Below are 25,996 nucleotides of genomic sequence, written 5' to 3'. Positions count from 1 at the left end.
TGGCGGGGGACACGGTCAGCCTTCCTGCCGGCTTAGGCTGGCTAGCTTAGTCAGGCTTGATCCCGAGTTTCGTCACGATCTCCGACCAGTTCTTCACTTCGCGGCCGATTAGCGAGGCAAACTGCTGTGGCGTGCCGCCGGCCGGGGCGGCGCCATCGGTAGCGAACTTTGTCGCCGTCTCGGGCTGTGCCAGGATGCGATTCACCTCACCATTGACGCGCTTGACGATATCGGCCGGCATCCCCTTGGGACCGACAATGCCGTACCAGAGCGTAACGTCATAGCCCGGAACACCGCTTTCAGCTACCGTCGGTACCGCGGGCAGCGCTGGCAGCCGCTCGGAAGACGTCACCGCATAGGCCTTCAGCTTGCCGGCCTTGATCAACGGCAGCGCGCTGGCGCTGGCGGCAAAGTACAAGTCGACCTGCTTGGAAACCACGTCGTTCAGTGCCGCGCCGCCGCCTTTGTAGGGAATATGGCGCAACTCAACCTTTGCATTGGCACCGAAGCGCTCGCCCGCAAGATGGATTACGCTGCCGGCTCCGGAGGAGGCGAAGGTCAGCACACCGGGCTTGGCGCGCGCCAGCGAAATGATCTCCGCGACATTGCGCGGCGCGAAATCCGCATGCGAGACCAGGATCAGCGGCCCCTTCGATACTTGGACGATAGGAGTCACGTCTGCCACAGGATCGTACTTAAGGCTGTACAGGCCGGGATTGACGGTATAGCTGGAGGAAACCAGGGTCAGCGTATACCCGTCAGGGGCCGAGGCCCTGCCGGCATTGGCACCGATCTGTCCGCCGGCCCCGGGCCGGTTCTCGACAATGACCGGCTGGCCTAGGGAGCGCGATAGCTTGTCGGCGATGTAACGCCCGACGATATCTGCGCCGCCACCGGGTACAAAGGTGACGATCAGCCGGATAGGCTTGTCAGGGTATGGTGCCGCAAGCGCGGCAAGCGGCACAACGGCAAGCGTAAGGCCTGCGAGAAAAGTGGTTACCGGGCCTCGGCATCCTGCCATGGTGGTGTCTCCTGTTTATTTAAGTCGGTAATGCAGGAGACAATGATCGCAAGGTTGGAGACTCAAGGCCAATACCGATTCGGAAAGACAATGATTCCGCTGCGCTATTGATGACGCAGCCGAGAAGCGGAAGGCGTTCGACCATCACGATATGAGCGATCTCCAACCGGCCGTGCAACACTCATCCTCTCATACAGAGTGCGGGCGCTTAAGCACACAATCATGTGTGCAGCAGATTAGCTGCTTGCTGGCCGTGATTCGTCTTCGCGGAGTATTGTTGTTCCGAGGGAGCCATCGACGACACCCAATCCGGCACGCTGTTGAGTGTCCGTTTCATGAACCATCTCGGTCACCCCTGATCGGAAACTGACTGGCTCAAACGGGTCGGCCAGAGACAGCCGGAGCTTGGCCGCGAGCGGCCGGCAAAAGCCGGCCATGGATGGACCATCGCCCAAGGAAAGCAGATGCGGCCCCAAACGACATCGTCACCAGTTAAAGGCACACGTGTAGCCGCTGCTATCGCATCTTGGAGCGGAGCATCCATCGCCGTTCTTGCGTCGCTCATGTTGGCCATTTCTACTGGAGTTGCACCCAACCGTGCAACTTGGCTAGGGATAGTGCCGCTACTGGCCTGGGTATCGCTTGCCGTGATGACCGTTCGTTGGATTCAGAACCGCCGTTGTCATTGGCTTTGGCCCATTGCAGGGACTACCTGCGGCATTGCGTCTGCCGCTGCTTTCTATATGCTCGGATTTCTCTACATAGCTGCTGTGCCTCTCGCCATCTACTTGGTTTTCTGGCACCTGCTACGGCCTACGGGGTTACCGTTGAGCCGAAAGACCTGAGTCGACAACGGCCGTGCGGCGCAGGGCGCGGTGGGACGAGCAGCGTCGACGCTGCGTGCCGCACAAGACCCTAGGTTGAAGGGTAATGATCGACGTTTCAGATCAGGTCAGCGGTTGGCGGGGAATCCTGAATGCCGGCCAGAATCGGACGCTCATGACAATGCCGAGCAATATGAAGTAGGACATCGTGTAAAAGCCGAGAAGCGGACCGCCGATTGCCAACGCCCAGCGCGCCTCGTGGACAGGCAACAGGCCAAACTGATAGCCGGGCTGCATCCAGGCAACCCAGATTGCCGCGGGGCAGAAGAGCAACGCGATGGTGCGGGTCAGCCCGGACCTTGCCTGGTATTCGCGTTTGTAGGCGTCCATGCGCCTGACGGAACCGAAATAAAGCACGTCCAATGGTCGCAGGAGCCCCAGTATTAGGTAAGGCAGAAACAGGACGGCGAACAGCACGAAATAGGCCGCAGTGGCATGCGGGAAGTGTGATCTCTTGATATAGCCGGATACCGACGGCACTAGGCGGGCAAGGATCGTATCAGCAAAGTCCAGCCCGAACGGACTCGATTGCGAAGGCCAGCAAAGGGCGATGGAGGCCACGGCGATGTAGGGCAGCACATACGCGCCTAGCAGGATCCACAGTGTGGAGGTTTGACCGGTGATGGTCACCAGCTGTGCGGGAAGCCCCGGAGTTTAGTCCGGGGTCAAGAGCACGGACGCCGCAGGCGTCCTAATGGGGCGCTTGTTGTTCCTCAATGTATTGCCGAAGGATATCTATCGGCGCACCGCCGCACGACGAGGCGAAATAGGACGGGGACCACAATACGCCCCGCCGCTTAAGCCACGGATGGAAGTCTCCAAACTGCTGTCGGAGCATACGCGACGAAACGCCCTTCAATGACGCGACGAGATTCGACAACGCCACCTTCGGTGGGTAGTTGACCAACAGGTGTACGTGGTCGTGCTCGCCGTTGAATTCCACCAACTCAGCTTCGAAGTCCCGGCAGACGTTCGCCAGTATCAACTGCATGGCGTCTAGATGCTCTTTCCTGAACACGTTTCGCCGAAATTTTGTAACGAATACCAAGTGGACATGTAGCACAAAGACGCAATGCCGCCCGTGCCGTAAATCGCTATCAATCTTGCGCGGTCGCCCCATCTCTCGCTCTTGCGTAGTTTTGTAGACCAAATATACTATGCGCGAATGGAAGCAACCAAAACACTGAAACTGCGAATCAAGGACAAGCACGCGAAGGCGATGCTTGCGATGGCTCGCGACGTCAATCAGGTCTGGAACTTCTGCAACGAGACCCAGTTCCGCAGCCTCAAGCGGTACTGCAATCGCCCGAAGGTCTGGTTGTCCGGCTTCGATCTCCAAAAGCTGACCAACGGCTTCAGCAAGTGTGAAGGCGTCTCCATCGGGTCGGCCACGCAGCAGCAGGTCTGCGAAGAATTTGCGACACGCCTCAGGCAGTTCAAGCTCCAGCGCCTCAACTGGCGCGTGAGCGACCGCAATTCCCCGAAATACTCGCTTGGCTGGGTTCCGTTCAAGGCGCGGGCACTGACATACAAGAACGGTCAGGTCTGCTTCAACGGCATCAGCATCGGCCTGTGGGACTCGTATGGCCTCTCGAAGTACGAACTGAGGGCGGGCAGCTTCAACGAGGACTCCCGCGGGCGTTGGTATCTCAACGTGGCCGTCAAGGTACAGGTCGAAGAGAAGCGCGTGCCGGACGGCGCTACAACCATCGGTATCGACCTTGGCCTGAAAACGCTCGCGACGTACAGCGACGGCACATCGTTCAACCCGAAGAAGTTCTATCGCGAATCGGAAGCGGCGTTGGGTATCGCGCAACGGGCTCGCAAGAAGAAGCGCGTGAAGGCTATCCACGCCCGTATCGCGAATCAGCGCAAGGACGCCATCCACAAGGAAACGACCGCGCTGGTCAGGAAACATGCAGCAATCTTCGTAGGGAACGTGAACGCGAAAGCGGTGGCAAAAACGAGTATGGCAAAGTCCGTGCTCGATGCCGCGTGGACGACGTTCAGGACACAACTCCAGTACAAGGCCATCAGGCAGGCAGTGGTGTTCGCAGAGATCAACGAAGCGTTTTCAACCCAAACGTGCTCGTGCTGTGGCGTTATCTCGCCCAGCAGTCCGAAAGGTAGAGCCGGACTTGGAATAAGGCAGTGGACGTGTTGCTCGTGCGGGTCGGTACACGACCGCGACACGAACGCCGCGTGCAACATTGCCCGCCTGGGACATCAGGCGCTAGAAGTAGGAATCTCCGGGGTTTAGCCCGGAGAGGATGTCAAGTAGTTCCGCATATTGTTGGACCGGCGTGCTCGGCCGACCTGTTGGGCTGACGATTGTGCCAATTGCGACGATCCGAAACTACATGGGACAGGCGGCGCAAGCCAGTATCGCGAAGTGGGATGTCTTCGGCCCACAACAGTGCGCTAGCGCGGCGAGCCCGCCCGCGCGTCGCGCGAGGGCGGCGCCATGACTGTCAATTCACCCCCCAGATCTGCGACAAAAAAATGGCCCCCAACGAGTGAGGGCCTGAGGGAACGGGTACATCTTGAGAGGCAATTCCGTAGCGGGGCGCGCTACTGAACTGATCTTAAAGTGGTTTATGCCCGAGGCATCCCCCGAAAGTTGGTCAATTTCGACTACTTCTCGCTGGAATGGGGCCAATCGGCCTGGCCAGAACGCTGGTGACGGCCCCTGAAACCTGCCAGCCGTCCATCTCGCTCTCAAAAATGCCGTGAACGAGACGGTCCAGACAGACGACTTCCAACCCGTCCGCCTCGATCGTGCCGAGAATGTGGGCAACGGTCGTGCCACGCGTGCCGCGTCGCTTGATCGTTGCCAGCCCCTCTCCAATGGCGATGCTGCACTCGTTTGCTTTCATGCTGCCTCCTTGAGCAGTTCACGTTGATCCCGGGCCTTGCGACCGTGCAGCTTGGCGAGATCGTCAACAAATTCGTCCAACAGCGTGTCCATATGCAGGAACGCCTCGTCTTCCAGTTCCGGTGTCGCCCAGTCCAGGCCCGCCTCCATGGCATCCCGTTTGTGCGCCACCATCTGGTCCTGGTAGATATCTAGACTCCCGGGCAGATGGAAATAAACCACCTTCAACTGCCCCTTTCGGTTCCACCGCAGCGCGCGCCGCATCGACTGATACTCGATGCGCCACGTCCACGAACGGTCATAGAAGAGCACGTAGTCGGCATTGGGCAGGTTGTAGCCCGCCCGGCCCGACGCCTTGGTGCACAACAGCCCCGTGGCAGTGCCGCCGACGAAACGCTTGTCCTTGTCGGCCACGCGCTTCGCAATCGGAATGCCGCCGTGAAACGGCACCGTCTCTACCCCCTTTGCCTTCAACTGGCTGGCGATGAGGTTAATGACGCCCGGGTTCTCGGCAAACAGGATGGCCTGCTTGCCCTCCGCTGCGATGGCTTCCAGCCGCTCAATTACCGCGCGCTGCTTGCTGGTCAGCTGCCCCAGCGCTCCGACACCGTCCACCCCATGCTGCGGGTAGTTGGCGGCGAAGTGCACGGCACGGATGCGGGCCAGAATCGCGATCAGGTTGTTGGACTTCCCTTCCACCTTTCGCACGTCCCGGTACCACTGGGCGAACTCGTCGGCCGTCCGCAGATAGAGCGACAAGTGCGCAGGATCCCAGTCCGTCTCAACCACCTCGACCGCGGGCGGCTCGATGCGGATATAGCGGGCTACATCGGGCTCGCACACCAACCGGCGCTTCACGTGCGGCGCCAGCATCTGCCGGTACCGCGGCAGGTTGCCGATCTTGGGCACTTCGCGTTTGGCCCCATCCTGCAGGCTTTCGGCAAATTCCCACGTCACCCACTCGAGCACCACGAAATCGCTGCGGAAGCGATCAATGCCGCGCTCGGCATGCTGCACCGAGGCGAGCCAGCTAGCTTCCAGGTAGCCACGTCGGTAGCCATATGGCTGAGCCGCGGTGCCGTCACCGCCCGTGAACGCGATCAGTCCGAAGATATCGCGCGCATAGTTGGCAATGGGGCTGCCAGTCAGGATGTAGCGCCGCTTCGCCGACAGCTGCCAGAGCGCGCGGCTCTGGTCGCTGGCCGGGTTGGACAGGCGCTCCCCCTCATCAGCCACCAGCAGGCTGATGCGACGGCGCAGCCGGTGCGCGTAGGTGACACGGCGCGAGGCCTGCCGGTCGACAGGCATGCGTAGGCGCTCATAGGCGATCAGGTTGAGGCGGCCAAGCTGCGCCAGGTCCTCAGGGGACTGAATTACATGGACGTCCGAGGCCGGCATGACCTGCTCCAGCTCGGCGCGCATCTCGGCGATCAGGCGTGCCTCAACGACAATCAGTCCGTGCTTGACGCCGGACAGCAGGATCAATCCCGCCGCGAGACGCGACTTGCCGCAGCCCTGCTCCCACGCCGCCACCGCACCGTTGGGCTTGAGCAGCAGTTCGACCAGGTCGTCCTGTTGAAACTGCCAATTCAGCCACCGGTCAATACCCAGCGCCAGCAGCCGCTTGCGCAGCCGCTCGGCCTGCCCGGGATAGCGCGCGGCCAGCCCCTCGTGCACGACTTCCCACGCCTGCGCCGATTTCTCGACGCTGTAGCGGGTGGTGATCTCGTCCAGCGAGACGACGTAGACCTTGTCGCGCACCCGGTACTGGTAGCGCCCATCGGCCTGCCGTTCGAATCGCACCGTCTGGCCAGCCTTGATGACCGGACCGCCCCATACTGACGAATCGACAAGATGCGTTTTGGTCGCCGTCCCGACGATGGTATCGGCGGCACCTACGCCGGTCGTCCAGACCGCGTGGCGCAAGGGTAACGCCTGGCGCATGCTGCGACGCAGACGCTGGTGGAAGTGCTCGAGGAAGCCTGGCGCAAACTCCGGCTCACCGCCGGCGGCCTTCACCATGCCGACGAGCGCGCCCAATGCCTTGATCGGATCGGGCTGCACTAGATAGGCCTCCAGATCCAGCCGACCCGTGCCTGCGTAGCGAAAGCCACGCGGCAGGCGCTGGCCTTCCAGCGGCACAATGCGGCTCTCAAGCACACGGTTGAGCACCATCGCCTCGACGAACCCGCATTCGAATCCCAGCACGATGCGGCGCCCGTTATGCGACATCCGTACCCGTTTCTGCGAGGTCACCGGACGCGTGATGGCCGGCCCTTCGTCATCCAGCAGCTGGTGACCGAGCCGCGGTTCGCCATAGAGACCATCCTCGGCCTGCAGTTCCAGCGCAGGCAGGAGCTGGGCCAAATCCGACACGGCTTGCCGCACGAAATCGCGGGCGCGCATTCGATAGCGGGCGAAAACCGCAATGGAGGTGCGCACCTCCGCCCCTTCCTCCCGGAAGGCGCTCGTTGGCAGGTCGAACACGCCGACCACACGCCTTGCCGCATCGGCGAAGGGTTCGCCGTGGCCGATCACCAGGCCGGCGAACTTGTCGACGAAGGTTGTGGGCAGCAGTGCCACCACGATCTGCGCCGCGTCGAGTGCCTGTGACAGCGCATATTCATGACTCAGGGCGCTGGTGTTGGCCCCAAATCGGCCCCAGGTAGTGCAGTCGTAGGGCTTCAGGTGCGGCGACTCCAGATGGATGGAGAACGGCGGGTTAATGAGGGCGACATCGAAGCGCGTCGGATGGATTTCCTCCATGCCGGCGTGCCGAAAGCTGCCGTCAAAGCCAGCCGCCTCGACGGCTAGTTGCACCGCCTCGATCGTTGGTTGGTGCACATCCACGCCGTACAGGCTGTGCGTGACCGGGTCCGCGAACTGCAGCAGGCGAGCGGAGCCGACCGAGTTGTCGAGAATCGACAACCTCCGGTTGGGCTGCCAGTGGCCGAAGGCGTACCACATCAGCCGGGCAATGGCATCGGGCGTGAAGAACTGGGACAGGTGGCGCTGACGCGCCGCGTGCAACTCGCCCATGTTCGCGATTTTCTCGGCCTGAGAGCCAAGGCTGACAAGCGCCCGCAAGGGTGCATACCAAGTAGTAGACATGATGGGTTCCAGAAAAGAAAAAGCCCCGTCAGAAACTGACGGGGCTTCAAGGGGATGCAAGCCGAGGTCGGCTATGCAGACTGAGGTGATATGCCGACTTGCCGCTGGACGCACGGGGCCTACGCGGCTTCCTGCATAAACGCTTCGCCGTACTCGCCGAGGAAGAGCATCAGGTCGTCGGCGACTTGGTGGGAGAACCGAAACTCCCACGCCTCCTTAAAGAACACGATGTCGAGCCCCGGATAGCTGTGCTTCTCGCGGTAGTTGTACTGGACGTCGTGCACGTTGACCTGGTTGAGCCCGCCAGCCAGCAGGTGATGACCGGCCTTGGCAGCGAAGGTCGCGAGGCCAGACAGGGAATTCGCAGTGCTCTCGCGGCTGTAGTAGCCCACCTGGCGCGTTGATCGCCGGTGGACAGCCTCGGAGATGACGTGCTTGCGCAGCACCACCGCCGCGGCAGTGCGCTGGACTTCGCGCTTGCGGTTGAGGCCGAAACCGGAAATGATTCGCTGGGCGGCTTGCTGGTAGGCCAGCTCCGCGCCACCATGGCCGCCATAGCGGCGGGCCATCGAGGCCCAGAGCCCGTCGATGTCTGGGATCCTCCCGGCCCTCAGGGCCGCGTCGATATCCAGGCCGGCGCGCTTGTACTCGTCCTCGTGGGCAATATCGAGACGCGCGCCCTGGGGGGCGAACTCGCGCCGGGCGCGATTGACGACACCACCGGCGACCGAGCGGCAGAACTTTTCGAGCTCTCGCTCCGTACTGTATTCGCTGCGAAGCCCTACCGACAGGTAGTGGTCGGGAACCGCAGCGACTGTCTCGCGTTCGAAAGCTGCAGCGGCGGCATACGAGGCGTGGGCCGCCTTCTGCGCGGCGATGAACTGCTCAATGATTTCCTTGTACATAGTGGTCTCTCAAGAAGGATATGGGAGACCCCCCAACGGGAGGTCTCCCGAAGGGGTGAAAATGAGGGGGCGGGCTCGCTTAACCGGGTATTCGCCGATTTCGTCGCCCTGCCGTCAAGGCTGGATCAATGGAAAGCCAGAGCCGGGCCAGTGGGCATCGGCACGATACCCAACGCCAGCCAGTGGGCGACCGGGTGATCCGGGAAATCCGGAATCGCCCCAAGGCGGTACAGAGCTGGCACGTCCTGCAGCTCGCACTCGCCATCCCGCAGCAAGCGGCGGTAGCGATCGCTCAAGCAAAGCCAGGCCAGTTCGGCCCGGGCGACGTGATCCCACTGCGCAGGCAAGCGCGACTCATCGAACAGCGCATGGCCTGCCACATTCATGCAGGCCACCACCTCGTGATAGCGGCCGAAATCGTGAGGGAAGCTTCTACGCACGAACGTCAGCACTTCGGGCGCGTGCACACCGAAGATCCGGCCCAGTTGGCGGATGTACACCGCGCACTCCATAGGAGAGCGCTTGGCATAGTCATCGCTGCCGACCTGCGCGCATTCTTCTTCCCACGGTGCGGGACCGACTTCGATTTCGAGGAATTCTTGGGACATGGCGTTTCCTTTGGATGCGGAGCTGGGAAACGCCCCACCGGGAAGTTTCCCAGCGGGTAGACGACCATCCGACATGATCGGACTCGTTTTGGGAGCCGCACCTCCCAAGGGAGGCGCGGCACTTCGGTCAGTTAAGACCGTAGGAAATATTGCTCACGAGGATGGCCTCGCGCGCAACGTGCTGCTGAAAGCCTTGAAGATTGGCGGACACCCATTCTCCGGCCAGCCGGTTGGTGTATGCCTCATCCCGGTAAAGGTTGTCTTCAGGGAATCGGTTGTACAGCCACGCATGACATGCTTCGTGCGCGGCGGCGGCAACACTCGCTGCGTCGGACGCATCTAGGTCCAGCAGTTCGATTACAGGCGGAAGGTCCGTCGGTTTGATTCCGAGTTCGGCCATCCAATCCTGCATCGTGCCCTTGACGGCGGGCGAAAACCCTGCCAATTCGCCGTGTCTGATAAGAGTCTTGCCGGGTTCGACATCGCTCTGTACCAGTGCCACTAACTCAGTTCCAAGAATGTCGCGGACTACGTCGACGACATTCCACCTGCCGGCTCCGAGGTGACTCAGGGATTGTTTGCAAGCTTCCATGGCTAGATCGGAGATAAGCACGGAAGCCGGCCCATATGGGAGGCATTCCCGTGCGGGTTGGGAAGGAGATCGCGGAAAAATTCCGTGATCGAATGGCCGAACAATTGGACTATCAGTAGTGATCAAACCTGAAGGTCGCGCCGTGTTTCGAGACGAAAGAAAGGAGTGTGTCGACCTCGTCCGCCGCAAAGCAAAACTCGCACCAGCCTTTAAAGAAGAGAATATGCAGGCCCGGCAAGCGCCCAGACAACTGGGACGCGGGTAGCGTCGCGTCGATCGCGCCGAGTGCGGCGGCGAGTTCATCGAAGCCACTTTCGCCCGCAAACTGCGCGAGCGCCTCGAACGAGGAACGCATGTTCTCCGTACTCGACGCATTCATGCGGCCCGATTCGGCGATCAAGAAGCTCTTGCGCAATACCACTTCGCCCACGGGCTGCCGATCAAGCGCGCGCTTCGAGAGCAGAAACCGTCTCGCGATCTCCTTTGCGGAGTTACATGGTTGTGTCTGGACGGCGGACGGGTCGACCGCAATCCTTGCCCTCTGAATAGCCGACTGGGATTGGACTTGCATGGCAGTGCTCCGATATGGCCGGGAACACCCCCTTGCGGGATGTGTATCCCGAAGGGTGGAAGAGAGGCGAAAATCGCCGTCAGCGCGAGACAGTGGTCTTCGCTGGGAACAACAGCTTGGCGAGAAGCCAGGCAGAGCAAATGAGCAACTGAAAGTCGATGCAGATGGACACCTGCATCATCGCGACGCGAACGTCAGGTGTAACCTGCAAAAAATAGAGCATGGCGAGCAGGAGACTGTCGCAAGGACAGCCAACCCAGTCGTGCGAGAGGACATGTACATAAAGGCTCCAGGAGATGGAGCCTTCTCCATTGGGGAAGGCCCCAATGGGTGAGAAAGCAGATGGCCGGTACGCCGGCAGAGGTCGATGCGCAGTAGCGCGGAGAGTGGTCCGAATCTTACCGCGCCTCGAACGCCGGGACAAGGACCGAGCGGATTGTCGCGCTAACTCAGTCGCGCTTTGCCGCGATACGAGCTCTTCGGCTGGCCTCGCGTAGCCGGTCAACCACGGACCAGCGCCGCTGCGCGACCTCCTCGGGGTTCTCCAGATTGGAGAAGTCAGGCAATGGGCCATCGTCGAAGGCCTGGTACTCGTCGGGGATCTTGCCTGCGGCCTTGAGTTCCGATCGAAGCCGCTTCGATAGCCCGTAGTTGATCTCGGTGATTGCCACGTAATCCCACCGCGCTGGCAACGCTTGTTCCGAAAACCATACCTCGCCCTCGCCCGGCGCAACCAGCGCCACCACGTCATAGATTCTGCCCGCCGGCGATGGCACGGCCCGCACTTCGAAGCGCAGCACCTCGCTACACGGATGCCAGAAAACACGATCCAGATAGCGCCGGAAGGTGAGTGCATCCATCAGGGCGATATCGTCGTAGGACGGATCGCCCGGCGGGACAACTTCGCGTTCGCCCTTCGGGCGCGCGCCGAGGGAGACCTCGCGGAACTTGAGAATGGGGAGTTCAGACATGGCTTTCCGTAAATGACGCGCGAAATTCTATAGTTTTCACCTCTACGTGCGGCGGAATTCGGCCTGAGAATGGTACGCGGCGCAACATGCGCGCCGGCCTCCTTGACTTGTCGACGGCTTCGGTATCTTGGATGTAAGAGCGAGCAACTGATATGTAAGGTTTATCGGATCAACGAATTCGCAAAGCGCTTCGGGCGGGCTCCCAGTACAGTGCGCCGCTGGGAGCGCGAAGGCATCCTGGCGGCTAAGCGCCTGCCTTCCGGTAATCGGTACTTTGACGAATCCGATGTTCGCGCAATGCTTGGCGGCGGGCCTGAGAAGCGATCGACAATCGTGTACTGCCGCGTCAGTAGCGCTGGGCAGCGCGACGACTTGCGATCTCAGGTGGCGGCGATGGAGGAATACTGCCGGGCTGGCGCAATTGCTGTTGACGAGTGGATTCAGGAAGTCGGCGGCGGCATGAACTTCAAGCGCAAGTGTTTCCTCGCGCTGATTGAGCGCATCCAGTGTGGTGAGATTGAGCGAGTTCTCATCGCCCACAAGGACAGGGCTCGTTCGCTTCGGATTCGACCTGCTTGACCATCTTGCGCGCGAGAACGGTTGCGAGATCATCGTGGTCAATCAGGAATCGCTGTCGCCAGAGCAGGAAATGTTTGAGGACCTGCTTGCGATCGTCCATACGTTCTCATATCGCCTGTCCGGCATGCGCAAGTACAAAAAGCAGATCAAGGAAGACTATCCGGGCAGCAAGAAACCGAAGGAAATGTTGGCATGACAACCGTCACCCGCACTCTCTATGCGACCTCGTCGTGCACGCCTGCGCTTCGCGCGGTGTGCAGGGCAATGGCGTTCGTCCGAGCGGACCTCTGGCGTCGCTATGGCGCGCTGGGGAACGTCGGCAAGAGTGCGGCTGACATCCGCAAGGAAGTGACGGCTGGCGGCTGGTGTGCATCGCTCGCGGTGGACGGCACGATCCGAGCCGAGACCACGAAGGATGCCGTCAACGACATCCTCACGTACAAGGCGGCCGCATGCGCGAAGGTGCGACAAGCCATCGCGATGCGGACCTCCGACGAGGCAGAGCGAAAGCGGCTCTATACCCTGCTCAAACGTGACCAGTGGCTAGAAGACAAGTACCTGCACCGGATGATGCGCAAGTACTTTCTGCACGGCGTTTCGCGTTGCGACAATCAGTTCATCGTCCGCTCGGACAAGCATGAGAGCCGCGTCAGAGACGGGCACCTGGTCATCACCATACACATCGCCAGGCAGTATGGCCCTTCGATCGAACTCCTGACGAACAGCAACGGCAAGAACGTGGACATCACGGGTTGCAACCTGCGTGTGATCGTCAAGGGTAACGCGGTCGAAATTCACTACGCTACCGCGAAGGCCGAAGGGCGCCCCTGCGGCACAGGGGAAATTGGCGTCGACAAAGGCTACACCGAGGCCTTCGCCGACTCAGATGGCGAGCATCATGGTCAGACGTTCGGCGCCGTGCTGAGCACTTACAGCGACCAGGTTTCGAGAACCGGCAAAGCACGAAACCGGCTGCATGCCCTTGAGAAAGCCCATCGCAAAGCCGGGCGCATCGCCAAGGCCGAGCGCATCCGGAAGTGCAACCTCGGACGCGTGAAACTGCAGGCGCGCAGGAACCGCACAAAGCAGCGGTTGCGCACGATTGCCTACCAGGCCGTCCATACCATCGTGGACAAGGCGGCAGTGGTCGGTTCGGAAGACCTGACGTCGCCCATCAAGGGCAGGGGTCAGTGGCGGAACTACAACCGCCGCATGAGCGCATGGGCCAAGGGTGTACTGGCTCAAGCGCTCGATGAAGTTTGCACGCAGCGTGGAGCGACGCACGTCGTCGTCAACGCCGCCTACACGTCGCAAATGGACTCGTTCACGCGCTTGCTGCAAGGCAAGCGCGAGGGCGACAAATTTTACCGTGCCAACGGGGACGTTCTTCAGGCGGATACCAATGCTGCGCGGAACGTGCGGAACAGGATTCACGACCGGGAAATCACCCGGTACATGCCTCACCTCCAGGTGAAGCAGATTCTGCTCGCGCGCTCCTCCGGCGCAACTGAGCGTCAAGGGGCTTCAGTTGGGCGGCGCAAGTCGCGTCAACGAAGTGCGGATAAATCCAATGCTCAACTTTGAGCAGATTTTATGGAACAGCAATCCAAACCTTCCCGCAATGCGCTTTTCCCGCCTCGAACGCCACCCCCCCTATCGACTTCAATACCCGTCGCCAGGCCGCCTTCGCGCGCAAGGGTTCTCTCAAGGTTGGGATCGCCGTTGCCGGCGGGCAAGAGTTCCTCGTCGGGAGAATTCTGCTCGGCCGCCCGTGGTCCTCAAAGGTTCAGGAATATGCCCAATCCTTCGCCGGCCGCGACCTAAAGCCCCTCGTCACGTTGATCGACAACGAAGGGGTGGACTATCTGCGCCTGATCCTCACCCGCGTCTCGCCAGAGGATGAGGCCGACTACATCGTGTCGACCGTCCACCGGGCCAAGGGCCTCGAATGGGAGCGCGTGCAGCTCGCCGGCGACCTCAAGTTCAAGACCGGTGACGATGGCGAACTCACCATGGCACCGGAAGAGATGCGCCTGCTCTACGTAGCCATGACCCGCGCGAAGCACCTGCTCGATGTCAGCGAAATCCGGCGCGACCTCTACACCATGTTCCGGGAAGCCGGAGTCTAAGGAGAACACCCCATGATCACCGTACGGATTGGTGGCAACGAGTTTCCGCTGGAGGAAGTGCTGGAAGATCCCGGCCGCTATGCGCGCCACCTCGAGCGGGCTAAGACGATTCAGGGCTTTGCGGAGTGTGGCTGCACCGAGAGCCGGCCGCGGCCCAAACTTGTGATCCGGCGCCACCGCGACATCTTCCTGCTCGCGCGCTGGCCGGAGCAGGCGTTCCGGCACGCCGAAGGATGCGCTTTCCACAGAAAGACCATCGCGACGTCCGGCGCCGCCGACAGTCTCGACGCATTCCGCCTGCGCAATGGCCGGCTCGATATCCGCCTCGACGCCTCACTTTCGGTCAGCACCCACACCCCGGTCAAAACCGTCCAGCGAACGCCGAAGGGCCAGAGCACCAAGCCGCAACGGCGATCCGCAGGCCTACCGGCGTTCCTCGAATTCGCTTGGGAGCAGGCCGGTCTTAATGTGTGGCCCGGTACCGGTGCGCGCAGCTGGAACGCCTGCTGGTCGCAATTGACGGCCGAGCTGGCCGACTGCCGCATCAATGGCAAGGACGCCGACGGCTTGCTGCACATCATGCAGCGCTGGGACCCGGCGCGAAAGTCCGAAATCCTGGCCGAGTTTGAGGCGTGGCAGGCAAGGCTTTCGCCTACGGCCACCGGGAATCCACGCGGCATCCTAATCGGCGAAATCGAGTCGCACGCGACCACCCCGTACGGCGGCAAGGTCGTCCTGCGCCAGAGCCCGCAGCGCTTCTTCATGTCGTCGGGCTTGTATGAGCGCCTGCAGGCTTCGTTTGGAACGGCGCTCGCCGGCATCGGACGGGCCGAGCAACGGTGTGTGGCAGTCCTGCTCGTTGAGAAGTCCCGCTCGAATTACCTGACGGTGGTCGATATCGGGGCCATGCTTGCCAACCGGCAGTTCCTGCCCTGCGACTCTTCCCATGAAGTTGCCATGGCCGATCACCTGATCGGTCTGCGCCGGGCATTCCGCAAGCCGCTGCGGCATGTCGGTCGGGCGGAGGTACACCCCGACTTCGTCCTCACCGACGTCCAGCTGGAGACAGTCATCGAAGTGCTTGGCATGACGGGCAATCCCGAGTACGAGGCGCGGATGGCCAGAAAGCGCCAGCACTACCGGACTGCCGACGTTCCTTTTCTCGAATGGGATGCGGTAGCGACGCCGATTGCCAGCGTGCGACTGCCTCCCGTTGGCCCCCTGGCAGCCGATGCACGCTGATCGTATCCCAATAGCCGACGCCTTGTATGGCAAGGCGCTGGAACTGGTGCATCAGCACCGCGCCGCGTCGATTGCGCTACTGGAGCGTCATCTCGGCATCGGGCTGGACATGGCGGAAGCACTACTCCAGCGAATGACCACGGAAACCACCGCCGTGCGGCGCGTGCCGAGCGGCCTGTATCTCTACACGCACGGACCCATCGGGGAGGAGCTGGCAGCGCTCCACGGGTTCGCGCAGGAGGTCCTCGCCGCGCTCGCCAGCGACAGTGTCGATGTCGCCGAACTGCGAGCCGCTGCAGGCCGCTACGGTCTCCCGGTCCCGCACCAAGCCGCCGCTCATGCGTCCACGACCTGAGCCAGGCAAAGCGGTTCGTCCTCGCCTCGTTCGGTCGGCCTACCCGCCGCAGCGCCGCCGAGAGCCTCACCGGCAGCCGGCATTCCGTGCACGTCCACATAGCCACCCCCGTCTTGACATCGCCAGTCGCCCGCTACGCTGAATCCCATGTAGCCGCGATCACTCCCACCACCATGAAACCTGCCCACACTTCCATCTCCACAAAGACATCCGCCGCAGCGGGCATCGAAAAGCGTGTGTCGCAGCCACACTCGCCAGTCACCGGCGGGCGTGGTGTCTGCGAGCTCTGCGGCTCGAATGAATCGCGCCTGCACGCACCAGCCAACCCGCCCGAGCGCGACACGCGCACCCTGGATATGTTCGAGGACCAACAGTCAACTACCCCGGCCTAAAGGCCGGAGCTTGAAAGGCAACTGACAAGCTCGGGTTGACCAGGCAAAGCGGTAGCCAATCCGCTACGTTGCGAACAGGTGCAAGACCGACGTTGGGATGCTTCCTTAGTCCCAACCTCTCGAAGCCCCGGTTGCAGACAAGCGACAGGGTAAGCACGAAACGGATCAGGGCAGATCGCCGGTTCGCAACATTGCCGAAGGGAGACGCCCCGCAAGGGGCGCGTAACCAGGCCCGTAAGGGCACCTAGTAGGAGAGATTGCATGGCAGTCTTTGTGTTGGACAGGCACGGCAAGCCGCTCATGCCGTGCAGCGAGAAGCGGGCCCGCTTGCTGCTCGAGCGCGGGCGGGCTCGCGTGCATCATTTGATACCGTTCGCAATCCGGCTGACCGACCGGCGACTGGTGGACAGTGAGCTCCAGCCGCTGCGCCTCAAGCTCGATCCAGGCAGCAAGGAGACCGGTGTCGCCATTGTCCGCGTAACGGCTTCGGACGCCGGCGGCGCGCCAGTCGCCTTCGTGCTTTCGCTGGCCGAGATCATCCACCGCGGCCGGCAGATCAGCGAGGCACTTACTGCCCGACGCGCCATGCGGCGGGCCCGGCGCGGGCGCATGACGCGCAATCGCGCGGCCAGATTCGACAATCGTCGAAAGCCGGAAGGCTGGCTCGCGCCCAGCCTTCGTCACCGCGTCGAGACGACTGCGGCATGGGTGCGCCGCTTCCGCAAGCTCGCCCCAATCACCGCCCTCAGCATTGAACTGGTGCGCTTTGACATGCAGGCCATGGAAAACCCGGAGATCTCAGGCGTTGAGTACCAGCAAGGCACGCTCCTGGGCTACGAGGTCAAGGAATACCTGCTGGCGAAGCTCGGCCGAACTTGCGCATATTGCGACGCAACGGATCGCCCCTTGGAGACTGAACACATCCTCGCCAAGGCCAACGGCGGGTCCAACCGCGTTTCGAACCTGACGCTTGCGTGCCGGCCCTGCAACCAGAAGAAGGGGAACCTTCCGTTAGAGGTCTTCCTGCGCAAGGACCCCGATCGCGCCAAGCGCATCCTGGCACGCGCGAAAGCACCGCTGCGTGACGCCGCAGCCGTGAATGCAACTCGCTTCGCCCTGCTCAATGCCCTCAAATCCTTCGGGCTGCCCCTCGAAACCGGGTCCGGCGCTCAGACGAAGTACAACCGCAGGCGTCTCGACATCCCAAAGTCGCATGCGCTAGACGCGGCCTGCGTTGGCAACGTGCATTCCGTCTGGACCTGGCAACGGCCCATACTGCGCATCAAATGCGCCGGCCGCGGTAGTTATCAGCGCACTCGCCTTACCGCTCACGGCTTCGCCCGCGGCTATCTCATGCGCAGCAAACGCGCGTTCGGCTTTCAGACCGGCGACATGGTCAAGGCGGTGGTTCCCTCCGGGAAAAAGGCAGGTACGCATATTGGCCGAGTTGCCATCCGAGCAACCGGCTCTTTTAACATCCAAACCGCCGCTGGCGCCGTGCAGGGTATTTCCTACAAGCACTGCAATCTGCTCCAGCGCGGCGACGGGTATGGATATTCCTTCATAACGCCCACCACAAAGGAGAGCGAGACCAGGGGCGACGCTTCGCGTCGCGCGCTATCCCTCCCCGGCCTGAAGGCCGAGGTTTCTCGCGCAAACTGATGAGCGAAAACACAAAGATCGAGTGGACCGACCACAGCTGGAACCCGTGGGAGGGCTGCCAGAAGATTGGCCCCGGCTGTGACCACTGCTATGCCGAGACCCGCAATGCCCGCTTTGGCGGTGGCCAGGCCCAGAACTGGGGCCCCGGCGCGCCGCGCCGGCGCACCTCCGCTGCCAATTGGCGCAAGCCGTTCCGCTGGAACCTCGCACACGCCGCCTTCGCCGCGGTGCACGGCCGCCGGCAGCGCGTCTTCTGCGCGAGCCTGGCCGATGTGTTCGACAACGACGTGCCGCTCGAATGGTTCATCGACATGCTCGATGTTTGGCGGCAGACGCCGAACCTCGACAAGCTCGTGCTGACCAAGCGCGTCGGCAACGCCATGAAGCGGCTTGGCGAAGCGTTCAATGCACTACTGCTGCGCGACGACTGCGCAGAGAATCCCTTGGTGCCGTGGCTGGCCACCTGGATCGCCGGCAACGCACCGGCCGACATCTGGTTGGGGGCCACCATCGTCAATCAGGCCGAAGCGGAACGAGACATTCCGAAACTGCTGCGTGTCCCCGCCAAAACCCGCTTCCTCTCCATGGAGCCACTGCTCGGCCACGTCGACGTGTTCTCGACGATCACAGGCGAACTCCTGCACTCGTCCGGCAACGACTACAACCCTGGATCGATCGACTGGATCATCGCGGGCGGTGAGAGCGGACGCGACGCACGCCCGATGCACCCTGCCTGGTCGCGCAGCTTGCGGGATCAGTGCGCAGCGGCTGGCGTTCCCTTCCTCCTAAAGCAGTGGGGCGAATGGCACACGGCTTCCGTGCTCACGACCACCGGCGAGCCGGTATTCCGAACGTTCGAGACGTTTGAGCAATGGGTGAACAAGGCCAGCACCTGGGTCGGCGGCAGCATCTGCCTCGACAGGCACGGTCAGCAGCTTCAGAAGGGAGACGATTTCATCCGTGCGCGCGACGAAGGTCGCTTTCCAGTCACGGTCATGCACCGGGTGGGCAAGAAGGCATCAGGCCGGCTGCTTGACGGCACTCTGCATGACGCGTTCCCTGTCACCTCTCTTGACGTGGCCGAGGCCTGCCAGCGCGCACTGTCTCGTGGACCAGTCTGATGCGACAGCCAGAACGGCTCCAGCCCGGCGCCATTCATATACACCTGCCTACCCACGGTCAATAGCAATGCAGCTCCACGACAACGAAGACAGAGAATTCCCCGAGCCCGAGACCGTCCTTGCCATTCGGGGAGCGATCGCCACTGGCCGGATGGGCGGGCCGATGGGCGAGCCCGGCCACTGGCTCAACGAGTTCTGGCAGATCGGAGCCGCCTTGCGTGATCACGCTGAGATGCTCCAAGGCTTCCAGGGCGCGACCCGAATAAGCCTCCTGAGCACCACAGCCGACTACCTGGCGGCCAGCAGTCCAACTCCCGAACACGCCGGCGACCAGAACTGACCGAGCCCCAGCCGCGGGCAGGCATAATTCCGGCATTTTTCAGCACTGGATCTCGCCATGCCTAGCGGCCTCCTTCAATGCGCACACTGCGACGGCGCACCCACCTACGTCGCCGGCCGGCTCCAGGCCGTGATCGCCTGCGACGAATGCGGGATGTCAACTCCGCCGGTCGAGAATGATCCCAGGAATAGGGACGCCGCCTTCCCGCGACTCAGCGCCATCTGGAACAGCCGCGTCGACCTCCGCCCGGCCGACCAGGAAGCCATCTCCATGATGGCCCGGCGTGCCCTGACCTCCTCCGACATCCCCTATTTCCTCAACCTGCTCGCCTCCACAACCAGCGACTGGGAAACCAACGGCCCCAAGTTCGCGGCGATGGCTGCAGCCCTTACCCAGCCCAGCTACGAGTTCAAGCACGTCGGCCCGCCCGAAACTGTTCTCTCGCAAGCCGCCCGCTACCAAAAGCTGCTACAGCGCGCGAGGATCATCCATATCGACGGCGCTCCGATGGTGCGCTTCGAGCATGTCCCGGCATTGGCCGCAGAGGTCGCAGAGGAAAGTTTGGCGGATCAGGATTGGCCGCTCCTCGACGCGGAAGAGTTCATCGGCAAGGCCATCGACAGCCTGCCGGATCACTGGCAGCCTTGACATTGCGCAGCGGCGGGCAAGCTGAAGGCATGTTCATTCCCATGAGGTTTCCGATGACCCGCCCGCTTATCGCCGCAGTCGTTCTCGCCCTCTCATCCCTCTCGGCAAGCGCACGCGACACGGGAGAGGCCTGTGCCCACGTGCTGCCTGCGGGCCAACCCACAACTCACACGGCAGCTCGCACGCAACTGCTGTGCTACCGGGCCTACGCGGTTCTCTACTCGAGCCAGACACGCACGGCCCTCTGGGCTGCCGAGCGTCTCACCCGCGAGGCTGTCGACGCCGCGCGCAAGCTGCCACGGGACAGCGACTTCTACGAAGAGGACCGACTGCCCGAAGCCGACCGCGCCAGGCTGGCCGACTACCGACGCGGATCCGGCATGGATCGAGGGCACCTCGCCCCGAGCGGCGACTTCCCCGACAAGGCATCACAAGCGGAAAGCTTCAGCCTCGCCAACGTCGTCCCGCAAAACAGCGTGTCGAACCGCCGCACCTGGAGCCATATCGAGACGTCCACGCGCAAGCTGGCCCGCCAGCACGGCACCATCCAAGTGGTGACCGGGCCCGCATTCGTCGGCGCTCCGAGGACGCTGGGCCGCGTGCGCATCCCCGACTTCATCTGGAAAGCGATCCACGTGCCAGGCGTTGGCGCTGGTGTCTACATCGTCCGCAACGACGCGACGCCCGCGTACAGCGTCATTAGCGTCGCAGAATTGCGGCACTTTGCAGGGATCGACCCGTTTCCCGCACTCCCCAAGACCATGAACGCCACGGCGATGGACCAGCCCCCTCCCACCCCGCACCCAGGTGAGAAGCCGGCCCGTCGCGTCGCGTTCGCATGGCTTGCATCGGGCGAAGCCGTCGCAGACTCGCCGGCGCCGGACGCTCTCCACCACGTGATCCGCGACGCAAGCGCAATCCTGTCGTTGGCCCTCGCCCACGCACGTTAGCCAGCCATCGCGGCCGCGGAAGGAACATGTTCCTTTCAAAAAGACGAAAGGCACGCCAAAAGACGTGCCTTTCGCGGACAAACACCGCTCCTGACGCTAATCACTCCTGATTGACAGCCTCCCGGAATCGCTGCCCGGCTTTGAACTTCACGGTCTTGGCAGCTTCCACCTTGATCTCTTCACCGGTGCGCGGATTGCGCGCCAGACGTTCGCCGCGCTCGCCCTTGCTGAAGGAACCGAAGCCGACCAGGTTCAGGCCATCGCCCTTGGCGACAGCCTCCATGATCGCGGTCAGCGTCACATTCAGCACCTCATCGGCCTTGGTCTTCGTCAGCCCATCCACACCGCAGGCGATGGCGTCGATCAGTTCGGCTTTCGTCATGAATTCTCCTTTTCCATGGAAACAGCAGACATTGTCTTCGAGGCAATGCCGCTTTTTTCTGCAAATACTATAGGTCCTAGATGAGCTTTCCGAGGACGCTCAGCATCCTCATCATATTTGCACTCTCCCCATACGGGTATCCCTACAAATCTCCGACTTGGTAGTAGCCGCATTTGCCCACGACGACCGCCGGCCGCTCTCGGACAGCATAGACAAGCGTCCGCCATCGGATTCGTCCCGTTGCCCAGAGAGCAATCACTCTTGCCGTGTGCCTCATAGACTCAGCTCCCGCGCGAGAACCCGATACAGCTTCGTTCGCGAGATCCCAAGCTCGCGCGCCGCGACAGCCTTATTCCCACCGGCCGCGGCGATCGCGGCTTTTACATCCTCCAGCGTGGGATCAGTCCGTCCGATTGACTGCTGAGTAGCGTATGTCGACAGATATGCGTTCGCTTTCGTGGCCCGGCTGTGGCCAGCCGCCTCCACCACCTTGCGCATAGCATCGAGGTGAGCCTGGACATCGACCACTTTCCCTCCGCCCTTCACCGCCGCGGCCTGGCCGCTCTCCCGCTGGTACATCTGCTGCAGGAACTGGTGGCGCAGTCCGTGCGCAGTTACGCCCGCACCATTTTTCGTTACTCCATGCTTCTCCAGGACGGTATAGAAGCGCCGGCGCCAACGGCTCTGGGTGAACGGTCCAGGAATCAGCGTCCCCTTCTCTGGATTGGTGGAATGGGCGAGTGTCGCAGCCTTACCAAGCAATTCGTACTGCCAGCCGAATTCGATCGGGACGCGGCGGGCCCTTCCGCCCTTGGTGCCATCGTGCACATGCAGCATCCCCGATGGCAGCACGTCCAAGGCCGGACGCAGCTTCCAGCTTTCCTTTGCCCGCAGGCCAAACGCAGCTTCAAGCTTGAGTTGCAGCGCGACATGCGGGTCCGTGACCTCGATCTCTGCGATCTTCGCCGCAGCGTCAATGCCCTTACCGTCCCAGGATCTGTCCTCGCGTGCGATATAGGTACGTTCATAGCCGGCCGGCCGCTCCACATAGTCCTCGATCCTGCCAACCATGTTGGTCTTGCCCATCCATGACATCAGCGCACGCAAGTGGGTGAGGCGCAACTCCACGGTGCCCACGTTCAGCTTCCGATCCGCCACCCAATACTGGACCAGCCAGCGGATGTGCTTCTGCCGGATGCTGTAAGGCGAATTGACGGCCATGCCGCCGATGTCGCGCAGCTCCACAAACATTGCCAGCAGGGCCTGCACGCGCTGGCGCTGCGACATTTGCGAGAGCGACCTGCCGCTCACCCGCGTTCCGCTATGCGGTCGGTGCAAATTTTCCGCAGTCAGCACAGCAAACTCAGTCTTGAACCGTTCTGGCAGGTTGTACTGGTTAATGATGGGGCGCAGGTTGATAGTCTTGATCATACGGTCCTCGGAAGGTTGCGCTACGCATGCGGCGCCAGGCGAATGCCCGCCTATGGACGCCCGCCGCTCATTGCTGGCAGCGCCGACCCCGATCCGGCATTGCCCCCTCGGTGCACCGGGGTACCACCCCCGGCTTACCGGCCCACCCAGCCGGTCCCGCCACTACCTTCCTGTCCTTTAGCGATGCCAAACCGATCAGCCCTGAGCATGGAAGCAATGCGTCGTGACTGTCCGCTGTGCGGGTGCAGGCCTCGGCCTTGCACGCCGCTGCGCGGCCACCCTATCCGGTGCATCTTGCGATGCCAGTCCGGACAGCGCCAGGACAGGTCCTGAATGCCGCCGGCCGATGCCGTGATGGGTGATTACTTGTTGCGCCGTTCTGGTTCCGGTAGCGCCCCCCGGGTCGGTATTGCTCAGAAGCCTGCGTCCACCGTCGATCGGTACGCAAACAGCTCCCCGCCCCAAAGCCGGATCATTCCCGCCGCGGTGTGTCGGGCTTCGTGATCCGCGCCCAGCCAACCGGCTGAAAGGGCGTCGGGCATTCGCGGCAATCCCATAGAGCACCTGTCCGGTGTCCGGCTTCGGAATTGTCCACACTACGGTCTATTTTCACGAACAGACCGCCAATCGGCTTGGTATCGCGGTGTCCGGTGTCCTCACTATCCGACACGGTCCACTTGAATTGATTGAAAAAAATGCCGGTTCAATTTCCGGCGTGAACAACAGGCACCGCAAGGCCCGGTTGCCCGGCTTTGGGTGATGAATTTGCCGCGCAGATGTCGGCGATGTCGATGCGTCGGGGACGCTGAAGGTATGCCAAGCATAAACCAAACCTCCGAGCCGTCGCAACGAAATCGCCGCCAATTTCGCGAGCTTTCGAAACCTTGACTTCGCGTGGCGCGGAGTAGATTCGAAGGAGATCGGAGAGCAAGTGTTAGCTGCGGGAGAGCAGGTCTCATCAGGTGATAGCTGATCACACCCTTGGTGTCACTTGCTTATACCTGGTGACACCAGATTGCCCGTGCTATCAGATATCTGTCAGACATCTAACACCAGCGCGCTCCGACAACGTTCAACATGCCAAGGAGAGCTTCAAATGAGCACCAATACCATTGCGGTCGATGTCGGCTACGGAAACACCAAATTTGCTTTCCCCCTCGGCGCAGACGTGGCTACGCGCATGTTTCCGTCGCTTGCCCCCACGCGCTCGGCATCGAACCTGGCCAGCCACGGTGGCGGCTACTTCAAGGCTCGCGATGTCGTTCATGTGAATGTTGACGGCGCCGAATACGAGGTCGGCCCAGACGTTTCGATCACCTCGGCCTATGGCAACAACGGACGTACGCTTTCAGAAGACTTCGTCACCACGCCCGAGTATGCCGCCCTGCTGTTTGGTGCGCTTCATTATGCGCAGGCCAGGGACGTGGGGCAGCTCATTCTTGGGCTTCCCGTCCATGCGCTGCAGAAGTACGCGGGCACCCTTCAGGACCGATTCACCGGCGCCCATGACTTCGGTGCCGGCGACGTCACGATCAAGCGCGTCGTCGCGCTTCCCCAACCCCTCGGCTCGTTGGTGACCTTCATGCGCCAGTCGGGCAAGGATCTGGATCCCGATGACAATTGCCTGATCGTGGATGTCGGCTACTTCACGACCGACTGGGTCGTCGCCCGCGGCTACATGATGGACGACACCCGAAGCGGTGGCGTACCAGGCGGATCCTCTCGGATCTACAAGCAGGTGGCCACGCTCCTTTCCGCCGATGAAGGCGGGGAGCCGACCGGAGACATCGAGCGCATCGACAAGTCGCTGCGCGAGGGCAAGCTCATGCGCTACTACGAAAAGATGGTTGATCTGCGGCCGTACTTCGAAGTCGCCAAGGCCCAGTGCCAAATGGCTGTAAAGGAGATGCAGACCCGGGTAGGCCGCACGGAAGATATCGCGGCGATCGTCCTGACCGGTGGCGGTAGTGCCCTATACTCCGGCGCCATCCGCGCGGCCTTCCCGCGCTCGCACATCGTCGCCATGGAATCCCCCTGCTACGCCAATGTCCGGGGATTCTTCGACATCGGCAGCGCGCGTCAAGCCCGGGGCTGAGTAACTGGCTATGGAAAAGTTCGCGATCAAAGTTGCCCTCAGCCCGCTGACGACGCCGCGGCTTTGCGCCCAGCTCGCCGAGATCAGTGATCCCCGCCTGAGAGCGGAGGTCCTCCGTCGCCTGGCTGAGTTGGGCGCCGAAGTGATCGTTTCGGCGAGTAGCGGTGCAGCTCTGCAACCGCCCGCCGGCGGGATCCTTGCTACGCTTACCTACCGGCCAGACCGGCATCTGACTCCCACCCCTGCACCTGCCATGGCCCCGGCCTCGGCTCCGGTTCATGGGCTGCCTCCCCCCCCAGCGGCCCCCGCTCGCCGTGAGACCCCACCAGTGGACACCATTGCCATGAGCTCGCAAACAGACCTCTCCCAGGCGTCGGTCAGCGACCATGTCCCCCGGGAACTCGAAGCCCAAACGGTCCTCCCTGCCAGCAATCTGGATCTGAACGCGGTGAATTCGGCGATGTCCAGGTTCTTCGATTGATACATTGACGAGCCCCGGCCACCCTTGACACGCTCGAACTCCATGGCAATCTAGACTCAACGAACCAGCGAAAGGAACCATATCCATGCAATTCTTCGACTATCTTTCGACCAACACCGACATCAATCGATTCGTGTTCGCAGTAGTGATCTGCTATTGCGTCATCGAGGCAGTTGTCTCGTGCCATCGCGGTGTCAAGGCACGGAAGGCAGGCTGACCCCGCAGCCGGCGTCTCGCCGTAAACGAAAAAAAGCCCAGCAAAATTGCTGGGCTTTGTCGTTAATGGGAAGGCCGGCTCAGTGCAGCGTCGGCAAGCAGAAATCCATTGCGGAGTCCAGAGACAGGCTGCGTCCTACGAACACCATCCGTCCAGATTCGTCACCAAGTGTGCGGGAAGCCTCGGCGTTTAGGCCGGGGTTGAGAGCATTTCCTTATACGGAAGTCAGGACTCTTCCCGTAGTGCTTGAATGGTGAGCGCGGCGTCCATGGTTCGCTGCATGCCGATCCAGATTGTCTTAGCGCCGGGCTCGCCATCGCTCTTCCGCCCAAGGAACCCACCAAGGGAAGCAACCAACCGAATCATCTGATTGAGTGTGACCGGTGTCTTCGGGCGAGCTTTCTTGGCGAGCACGTATGCCCCCCGAATCTCGT

General features: G+C 61.9%; 26 protein-coding genes and 1 pseudogene. 14 read left to right on the top strand and 13 right to left on the bottom strand.

Annotation, left to right across the window (positions count from 1 at the left end):
• Positions 1–46: 46 nt before the first annotated feature.
• The 3 genes from E1J61_RS26795 to tnpA all read right to left on the bottom strand — a co-directional run bounded on the left by E1J61_RS26795 (position 47) and on the right by tnpA (position 3,025).
• Entirely contained in the window at positions 47–964 is a 918-nt protein-coding gene (locus tag E1J61_RS26795; protein WP_165971550.1) for a tripartite tricarboxylate transporter substrate binding protein, read from the bottom strand.
• A 1,004-nt stretch (positions 965–1,968) separates the two neighbouring features.
• The gene (locus tag E1J61_RS26790; RefSeq protein WP_133096963.1) at positions 1,969–2,535 is read right to left on the bottom strand and encodes a hypothetical protein; all 567 of its coding nucleotides are present in this window, start codon (positions 2,533–2,535) and stop codon (positions 1,969–1,971) included.
• A gap of 61 nt (positions 2,536–2,596) precedes the next feature.
• Positions 2,597–3,025, bottom strand: a complete 429-nt coding sequence (gene tnpA / locus E1J61_RS26785) for an IS200/IS605 family transposase (protein ID WP_133096962.1) — start codon at positions 3,023–3,025, stop codon at positions 2,597–2,599.
• 45 nt (positions 3,026–3,070) lie between these two features.
• Between tnpA and E1J61_RS26780 the strand changes: the two genes are divergently transcribed.
• Complete coding sequence (locus E1J61_RS26780; protein ID WP_133096961.1) at positions 3,071–4,165, top strand: RNA-guided endonuclease TnpB family protein; 1,095 nt, start codon at positions 3,071–3,073, stop codon at positions 4,163–4,165.
• Between the two features lie 364 nt (positions 4,166–4,529).
• Here E1J61_RS26780 and E1J61_RS26775 read toward each other — a convergent pair whose 3' ends face one another.
• The 7 genes from E1J61_RS26775 to E1J61_RS26740 form a co-directional block, all read right to left on the bottom strand.
• Positions 4,530–4,781, bottom strand: a complete 252-nt coding sequence (locus tag E1J61_RS26775) for a hypothetical protein (protein ID WP_133096960.1) — start codon at positions 4,779–4,781, stop codon at positions 4,530–4,532.
• Positions 4,778–7,891, bottom strand: coding sequence for an SNF2-related protein (locus E1J61_RS26770; RefSeq protein WP_133096959.1), 3,114 nt, complete (start codon positions 7,889–7,891; stop codon positions 4,778–4,780). Before E1J61_RS26770 ends, E1J61_RS26775 begins: the two co-directional genes overlap by 4 nt.
• 119 nt (positions 7,892–8,010) lie before the next feature.
• The gene (locus E1J61_RS26765; RefSeq protein ID WP_133096958.1) at positions 8,011–8,796 is read right to left on the bottom strand and encodes a hypothetical protein; all 786 of its coding nucleotides are present in this window, start codon (positions 8,794–8,796) and stop codon (positions 8,011–8,013) included.
• Between the two features lie 125 nt (positions 8,797–8,921).
• Entirely contained in the window at positions 8,922–9,404 is a 483-nt protein-coding gene (locus tag E1J61_RS26760; RefSeq protein WP_133096957.1) for a hypothetical protein, read from the bottom strand.
• Between the two features lie 127 nt (positions 9,405–9,531).
• On the bottom strand, positions 9,532–9,906 hold the full coding sequence (locus tag E1J61_RS26755; RefSeq protein ID WP_133096956.1) for a hypothetical protein: 375 nt from the start codon (positions 9,904–9,906) through the stop codon (positions 9,532–9,534).
• 202 nt (positions 9,907–10,108) lie between these two features.
• The gene (locus E1J61_RS26750) at positions 10,109–10,567 is read right to left on the bottom strand and encodes a hypothetical protein (protein ID WP_133096955.1); all 459 of its coding nucleotides are present in this window, start codon (positions 10,565–10,567) and stop codon (positions 10,109–10,111) included.
• A gap of 449 nt (positions 10,568–11,016) precedes the next feature.
• Positions 11,017–11,538 (bottom strand): hypothetical protein, encoded by a 522-nt coding sequence (locus tag E1J61_RS26740; RefSeq protein WP_133096954.1) that lies wholly within the window; start codon positions 11,536–11,538, stop codon positions 11,017–11,019.
• Between the two features lie 150 nt (positions 11,539–11,688).
• On the opposite strand from E1J61_RS26740, the pseudogene E1J61_RS26735 reads away from it, so the two are divergent.
• From E1J61_RS26735 to E1J61_RS26690, 10 genes and pseudogenes are all read left to right on the top strand, one after another.
• Positions 11,689–12,313 (top strand): annotated as a pseudogene (locus E1J61_RS26735) (IS607 family transposase).
• Positions 12,310–13,701: a transposase gene (locus E1J61_RS26730; protein ID WP_133096953.1), complete on the top strand. Its 1,392-nt coding sequence runs from the start codon at positions 12,310–12,312 to the stop codon at positions 13,699–13,701. The pseudogene E1J61_RS26735 and the gene E1J61_RS26730 overlap by 4 nt, the downstream one beginning before the upstream one ends.
• Positions 13,698–14,246 carry a 3'-5' exonuclease gene (locus tag E1J61_RS38385; protein ID WP_243736988.1) on the top strand — a complete coding sequence of 183 codons (549 nt, stop codon included), beginning with the start codon at positions 13,698–13,700 and terminating at the stop codon, positions 14,244–14,246. Before E1J61_RS26730 ends, E1J61_RS38385 begins: the two co-directional genes overlap by 4 nt.
• Positions 14,247–14,258: 12 nt before the next feature.
• Positions 14,259–15,488, top strand: coding sequence for a DUF1173 family protein (locus tag E1J61_RS26720; protein WP_133096952.1), 1,230 nt, complete (start codon positions 14,259–14,261; stop codon positions 15,486–15,488).
• A gap of 22 nt (positions 15,489–15,510) precedes the next feature.
• Positions 15,511–15,843: a hypothetical protein gene (locus E1J61_RS26715; protein ID WP_243736987.1), complete on the top strand. Its 333-nt coding sequence runs from the start codon at positions 15,511–15,513 to the stop codon at positions 15,841–15,843.
• 653 nt (positions 15,844–16,496) lie between these two features.
• Positions 16,497–17,897 carry an RNA-guided endonuclease IscB gene (gene iscB, locus E1J61_RS26710; RefSeq protein WP_133096950.1) on the top strand — a complete coding sequence of 467 codons (1,401 nt, stop codon included), beginning with the start codon at positions 16,497–16,499 and terminating at the stop codon, positions 17,895–17,897.
• Positions 17,897–19,018, top strand: a complete 1,122-nt coding sequence (locus tag E1J61_RS26705) for a phage Gp37/Gp68 family protein (protein WP_133096949.1) — start codon at positions 17,897–17,899, stop codon at positions 19,016–19,018. The genes iscB and E1J61_RS26705 overlap by 1 nt, the downstream gene beginning before the upstream one ends.
• A gap of 67 nt (positions 19,019–19,085) precedes the next feature.
• Positions 19,086–19,358 carry a hypothetical protein gene (locus tag E1J61_RS26700; RefSeq protein WP_133096948.1) on the top strand — a complete coding sequence of 91 codons (273 nt, stop codon included), beginning with the start codon at positions 19,086–19,088 and terminating at the stop codon, positions 19,356–19,358.
• A 57-nt stretch (positions 19,359–19,415) separates the two neighbouring features.
• Complete coding sequence (locus tag E1J61_RS26695; protein ID WP_133096947.1) at positions 19,416–20,006, top strand: hypothetical protein; 591 nt, start codon at positions 19,416–19,418, stop codon at positions 20,004–20,006.
• Between the two features lie 29 nt (positions 20,007–20,035).
• On the top strand, positions 20,036–20,956 hold the full coding sequence (locus E1J61_RS26690) for a DNA/RNA non-specific endonuclease (RefSeq protein WP_371704751.1): 921 nt from the start codon (positions 20,036–20,038) through the stop codon (positions 20,954–20,956).
• A gap of 100 nt (positions 20,957–21,056) precedes the next feature.
• Here the strand turns inward: E1J61_RS26690 and E1J61_RS26685 are convergent, their stop codons facing one another.
• Together E1J61_RS26685 and E1J61_RS26680 are read right to left on the bottom strand one after the other, a co-directional pair.
• Entirely contained in the window at positions 21,057–21,338 is a 282-nt protein-coding gene (locus E1J61_RS26685) for an HU family DNA-binding protein (protein WP_133096946.1), read from the bottom strand.
• A gap of 273 nt (positions 21,339–21,611) precedes the next feature.
• Complete coding sequence (locus E1J61_RS26680; RefSeq protein ID WP_133096945.1) at positions 21,612–22,769, bottom strand: integrase domain-containing protein; 1,158 nt, start codon at positions 22,767–22,769, stop codon at positions 21,612–21,614.
• Between the two features lie 1,096 nt (positions 22,770–23,865).
• Between E1J61_RS26680 and E1J61_RS26675 the strand changes: the two genes are divergently transcribed.
• From E1J61_RS26675 to E1J61_RS38680, 3 genes are all read left to right on the top strand, one after another.
• Entirely contained in the window at positions 23,866–24,864 is a 999-nt protein-coding gene (locus tag E1J61_RS26675) for a PRTRC system protein D (RefSeq protein WP_133096944.1), read from the top strand.
• A 328-nt stretch (positions 24,865–25,192) separates the two neighbouring features.
• Entirely contained in the window at positions 25,193–25,345 is a 153-nt protein-coding gene (locus E1J61_RS37515; protein WP_165971549.1) for a hypothetical protein, read from the top strand.
• A gap of 85 nt (positions 25,346–25,430) precedes the next feature.
• The gene (locus tag E1J61_RS38680) at positions 25,431–25,562 is read left to right on the top strand and encodes a hypothetical protein (RefSeq protein ID WP_256376142.1); all 132 of its coding nucleotides are present in this window, start codon (positions 25,431–25,433) and stop codon (positions 25,560–25,562) included.
• A 225-nt stretch (positions 25,563–25,787) separates the two neighbouring features.
• On the opposite strand, the gene E1J61_RS26670 is transcribed toward E1J61_RS38680, so the two are convergent.
• A partial coding sequence (locus E1J61_RS26670; protein WP_305791051.1) for an IS4 family transposase occupies positions 25,788–25,996 on the bottom strand: 209 nt, incomplete at its 5' end.

This window comes from Cupriavidus sp. L7L (genome assembly GCF_004353535.1).
GTDB classification, from domain to species: domain Bacteria; phylum Pseudomonadota; class Gammaproteobacteria; order Burkholderiales; family Burkholderiaceae; genus Cupriavidus; species Cupriavidus oxalaticus_A.
Note: the sequence above shows the minus strand (reverse complement) of the source record. Positions and strands in the feature narration are given on the sequence as shown.

Bases quoted from the DNA above. Each gene is read 5' to 3' on its own strand.
- tnpA (WP_133096962.1), bottom strand. From the start codon at position 3,025: ATGGGGCGACCGCGCAAGATTGATAGCGATTTACGGCACGGGCGGCAT.
- E1J61_RS26780 (WP_133096961.1), top strand. From the start codon at position 3,071: ATGGAAGCAACCAAAACACTGAAACTGCGAATCAAGGACAAGCACGCG.
- E1J61_RS26775 (WP_133096960.1), bottom strand. From the start codon at position 4,781: ATGAAAGCAAACGAGTGCAGCATCGCCATTGGAGAGGGGCTGGCAACG.
- E1J61_RS26770 (WP_133096959.1), bottom strand. From the start codon at position 7,891: ATGTCTACTACTTGGTATGCACCCTTGCGGGCGCTTGTCAGCCTTGGC.
- E1J61_RS26765 (WP_133096958.1), bottom strand. From the start codon at position 8,796: ATGTACAAGGAAATCATTGAGCAGTTCATCGCCGCGCAGAAGGCGGCC.
- E1J61_RS26760 (WP_133096957.1), bottom strand. From the start codon at position 9,404: ATGTCCCAAGAATTCCTCGAAATCGAAGTCGGTCCCGCACCGTGGGAA.
- E1J61_RS26750 (WP_133096955.1), bottom strand. From the start codon at position 10,567: ATGCAAGTCCAATCCCAGTCGGCTATTCAGAGGGCAAGGATTGCGGTC.
- E1J61_RS26740 (WP_133096954.1), bottom strand. From the start codon at position 11,538: ATGTCTGAACTCCCCATTCTCAAGTTCCGCGAGGTCTCCCTCGGCGCG.
- E1J61_RS26730 (WP_133096953.1), top strand. From the start codon at position 12,310: ATGACAACCGTCACCCGCACTCTCTATGCGACCTCGTCGTGCACGCCT.
- E1J61_RS26720 (WP_133096952.1), top strand. From the start codon at position 14,259: ATGATCACCGTACGGATTGGTGGCAACGAGTTTCCGCTGGAGGAAGTG.
- iscB (WP_133096950.1), top strand. From the start codon at position 16,497: ATGGCAGTCTTTGTGTTGGACAGGCACGGCAAGCCGCTCATGCCGTGC.
- E1J61_RS26705 (WP_133096949.1), top strand. From the start codon at position 17,897: ATGAGCGAAAACACAAAGATCGAGTGGACCGACCACAGCTGGAACCCG.
- E1J61_RS26700 (WP_133096948.1), top strand. From the start codon at position 19,086: ATGCAGCTCCACGACAACGAAGACAGAGAATTCCCCGAGCCCGAGACC.
- E1J61_RS26695 (WP_133096947.1), top strand. From the start codon at position 19,416: ATGCCTAGCGGCCTCCTTCAATGCGCACACTGCGACGGCGCACCCACC.
- E1J61_RS26690 (WP_371704751.1), top strand. From the start codon at position 20,036: ATGTTCATTCCCATGAGGTTTCCGATGACCCGCCCGCTTATCGCCGCA.
- E1J61_RS26685 (WP_133096946.1), bottom strand. From the start codon at position 21,338: ATGACGAAAGCCGAACTGATCGACGCCATCGCCTGCGGTGTGGATGGG.
- E1J61_RS26680 (WP_133096945.1), bottom strand. From the start codon at position 22,769: ATGATCAAGACTATCAACCTGCGCCCCATCATTAACCAGTACAACCTG.
- E1J61_RS26675 (WP_133096944.1), top strand. From the start codon at position 23,866: ATGAGCACCAATACCATTGCGGTCGATGTCGGCTACGGAAACACCAAA.
- E1J61_RS38680 (WP_256376142.1), top strand. From the start codon at position 25,431: ATGCAATTCTTCGACTATCTTTCGACCAACACCGACATCAATCGATTC.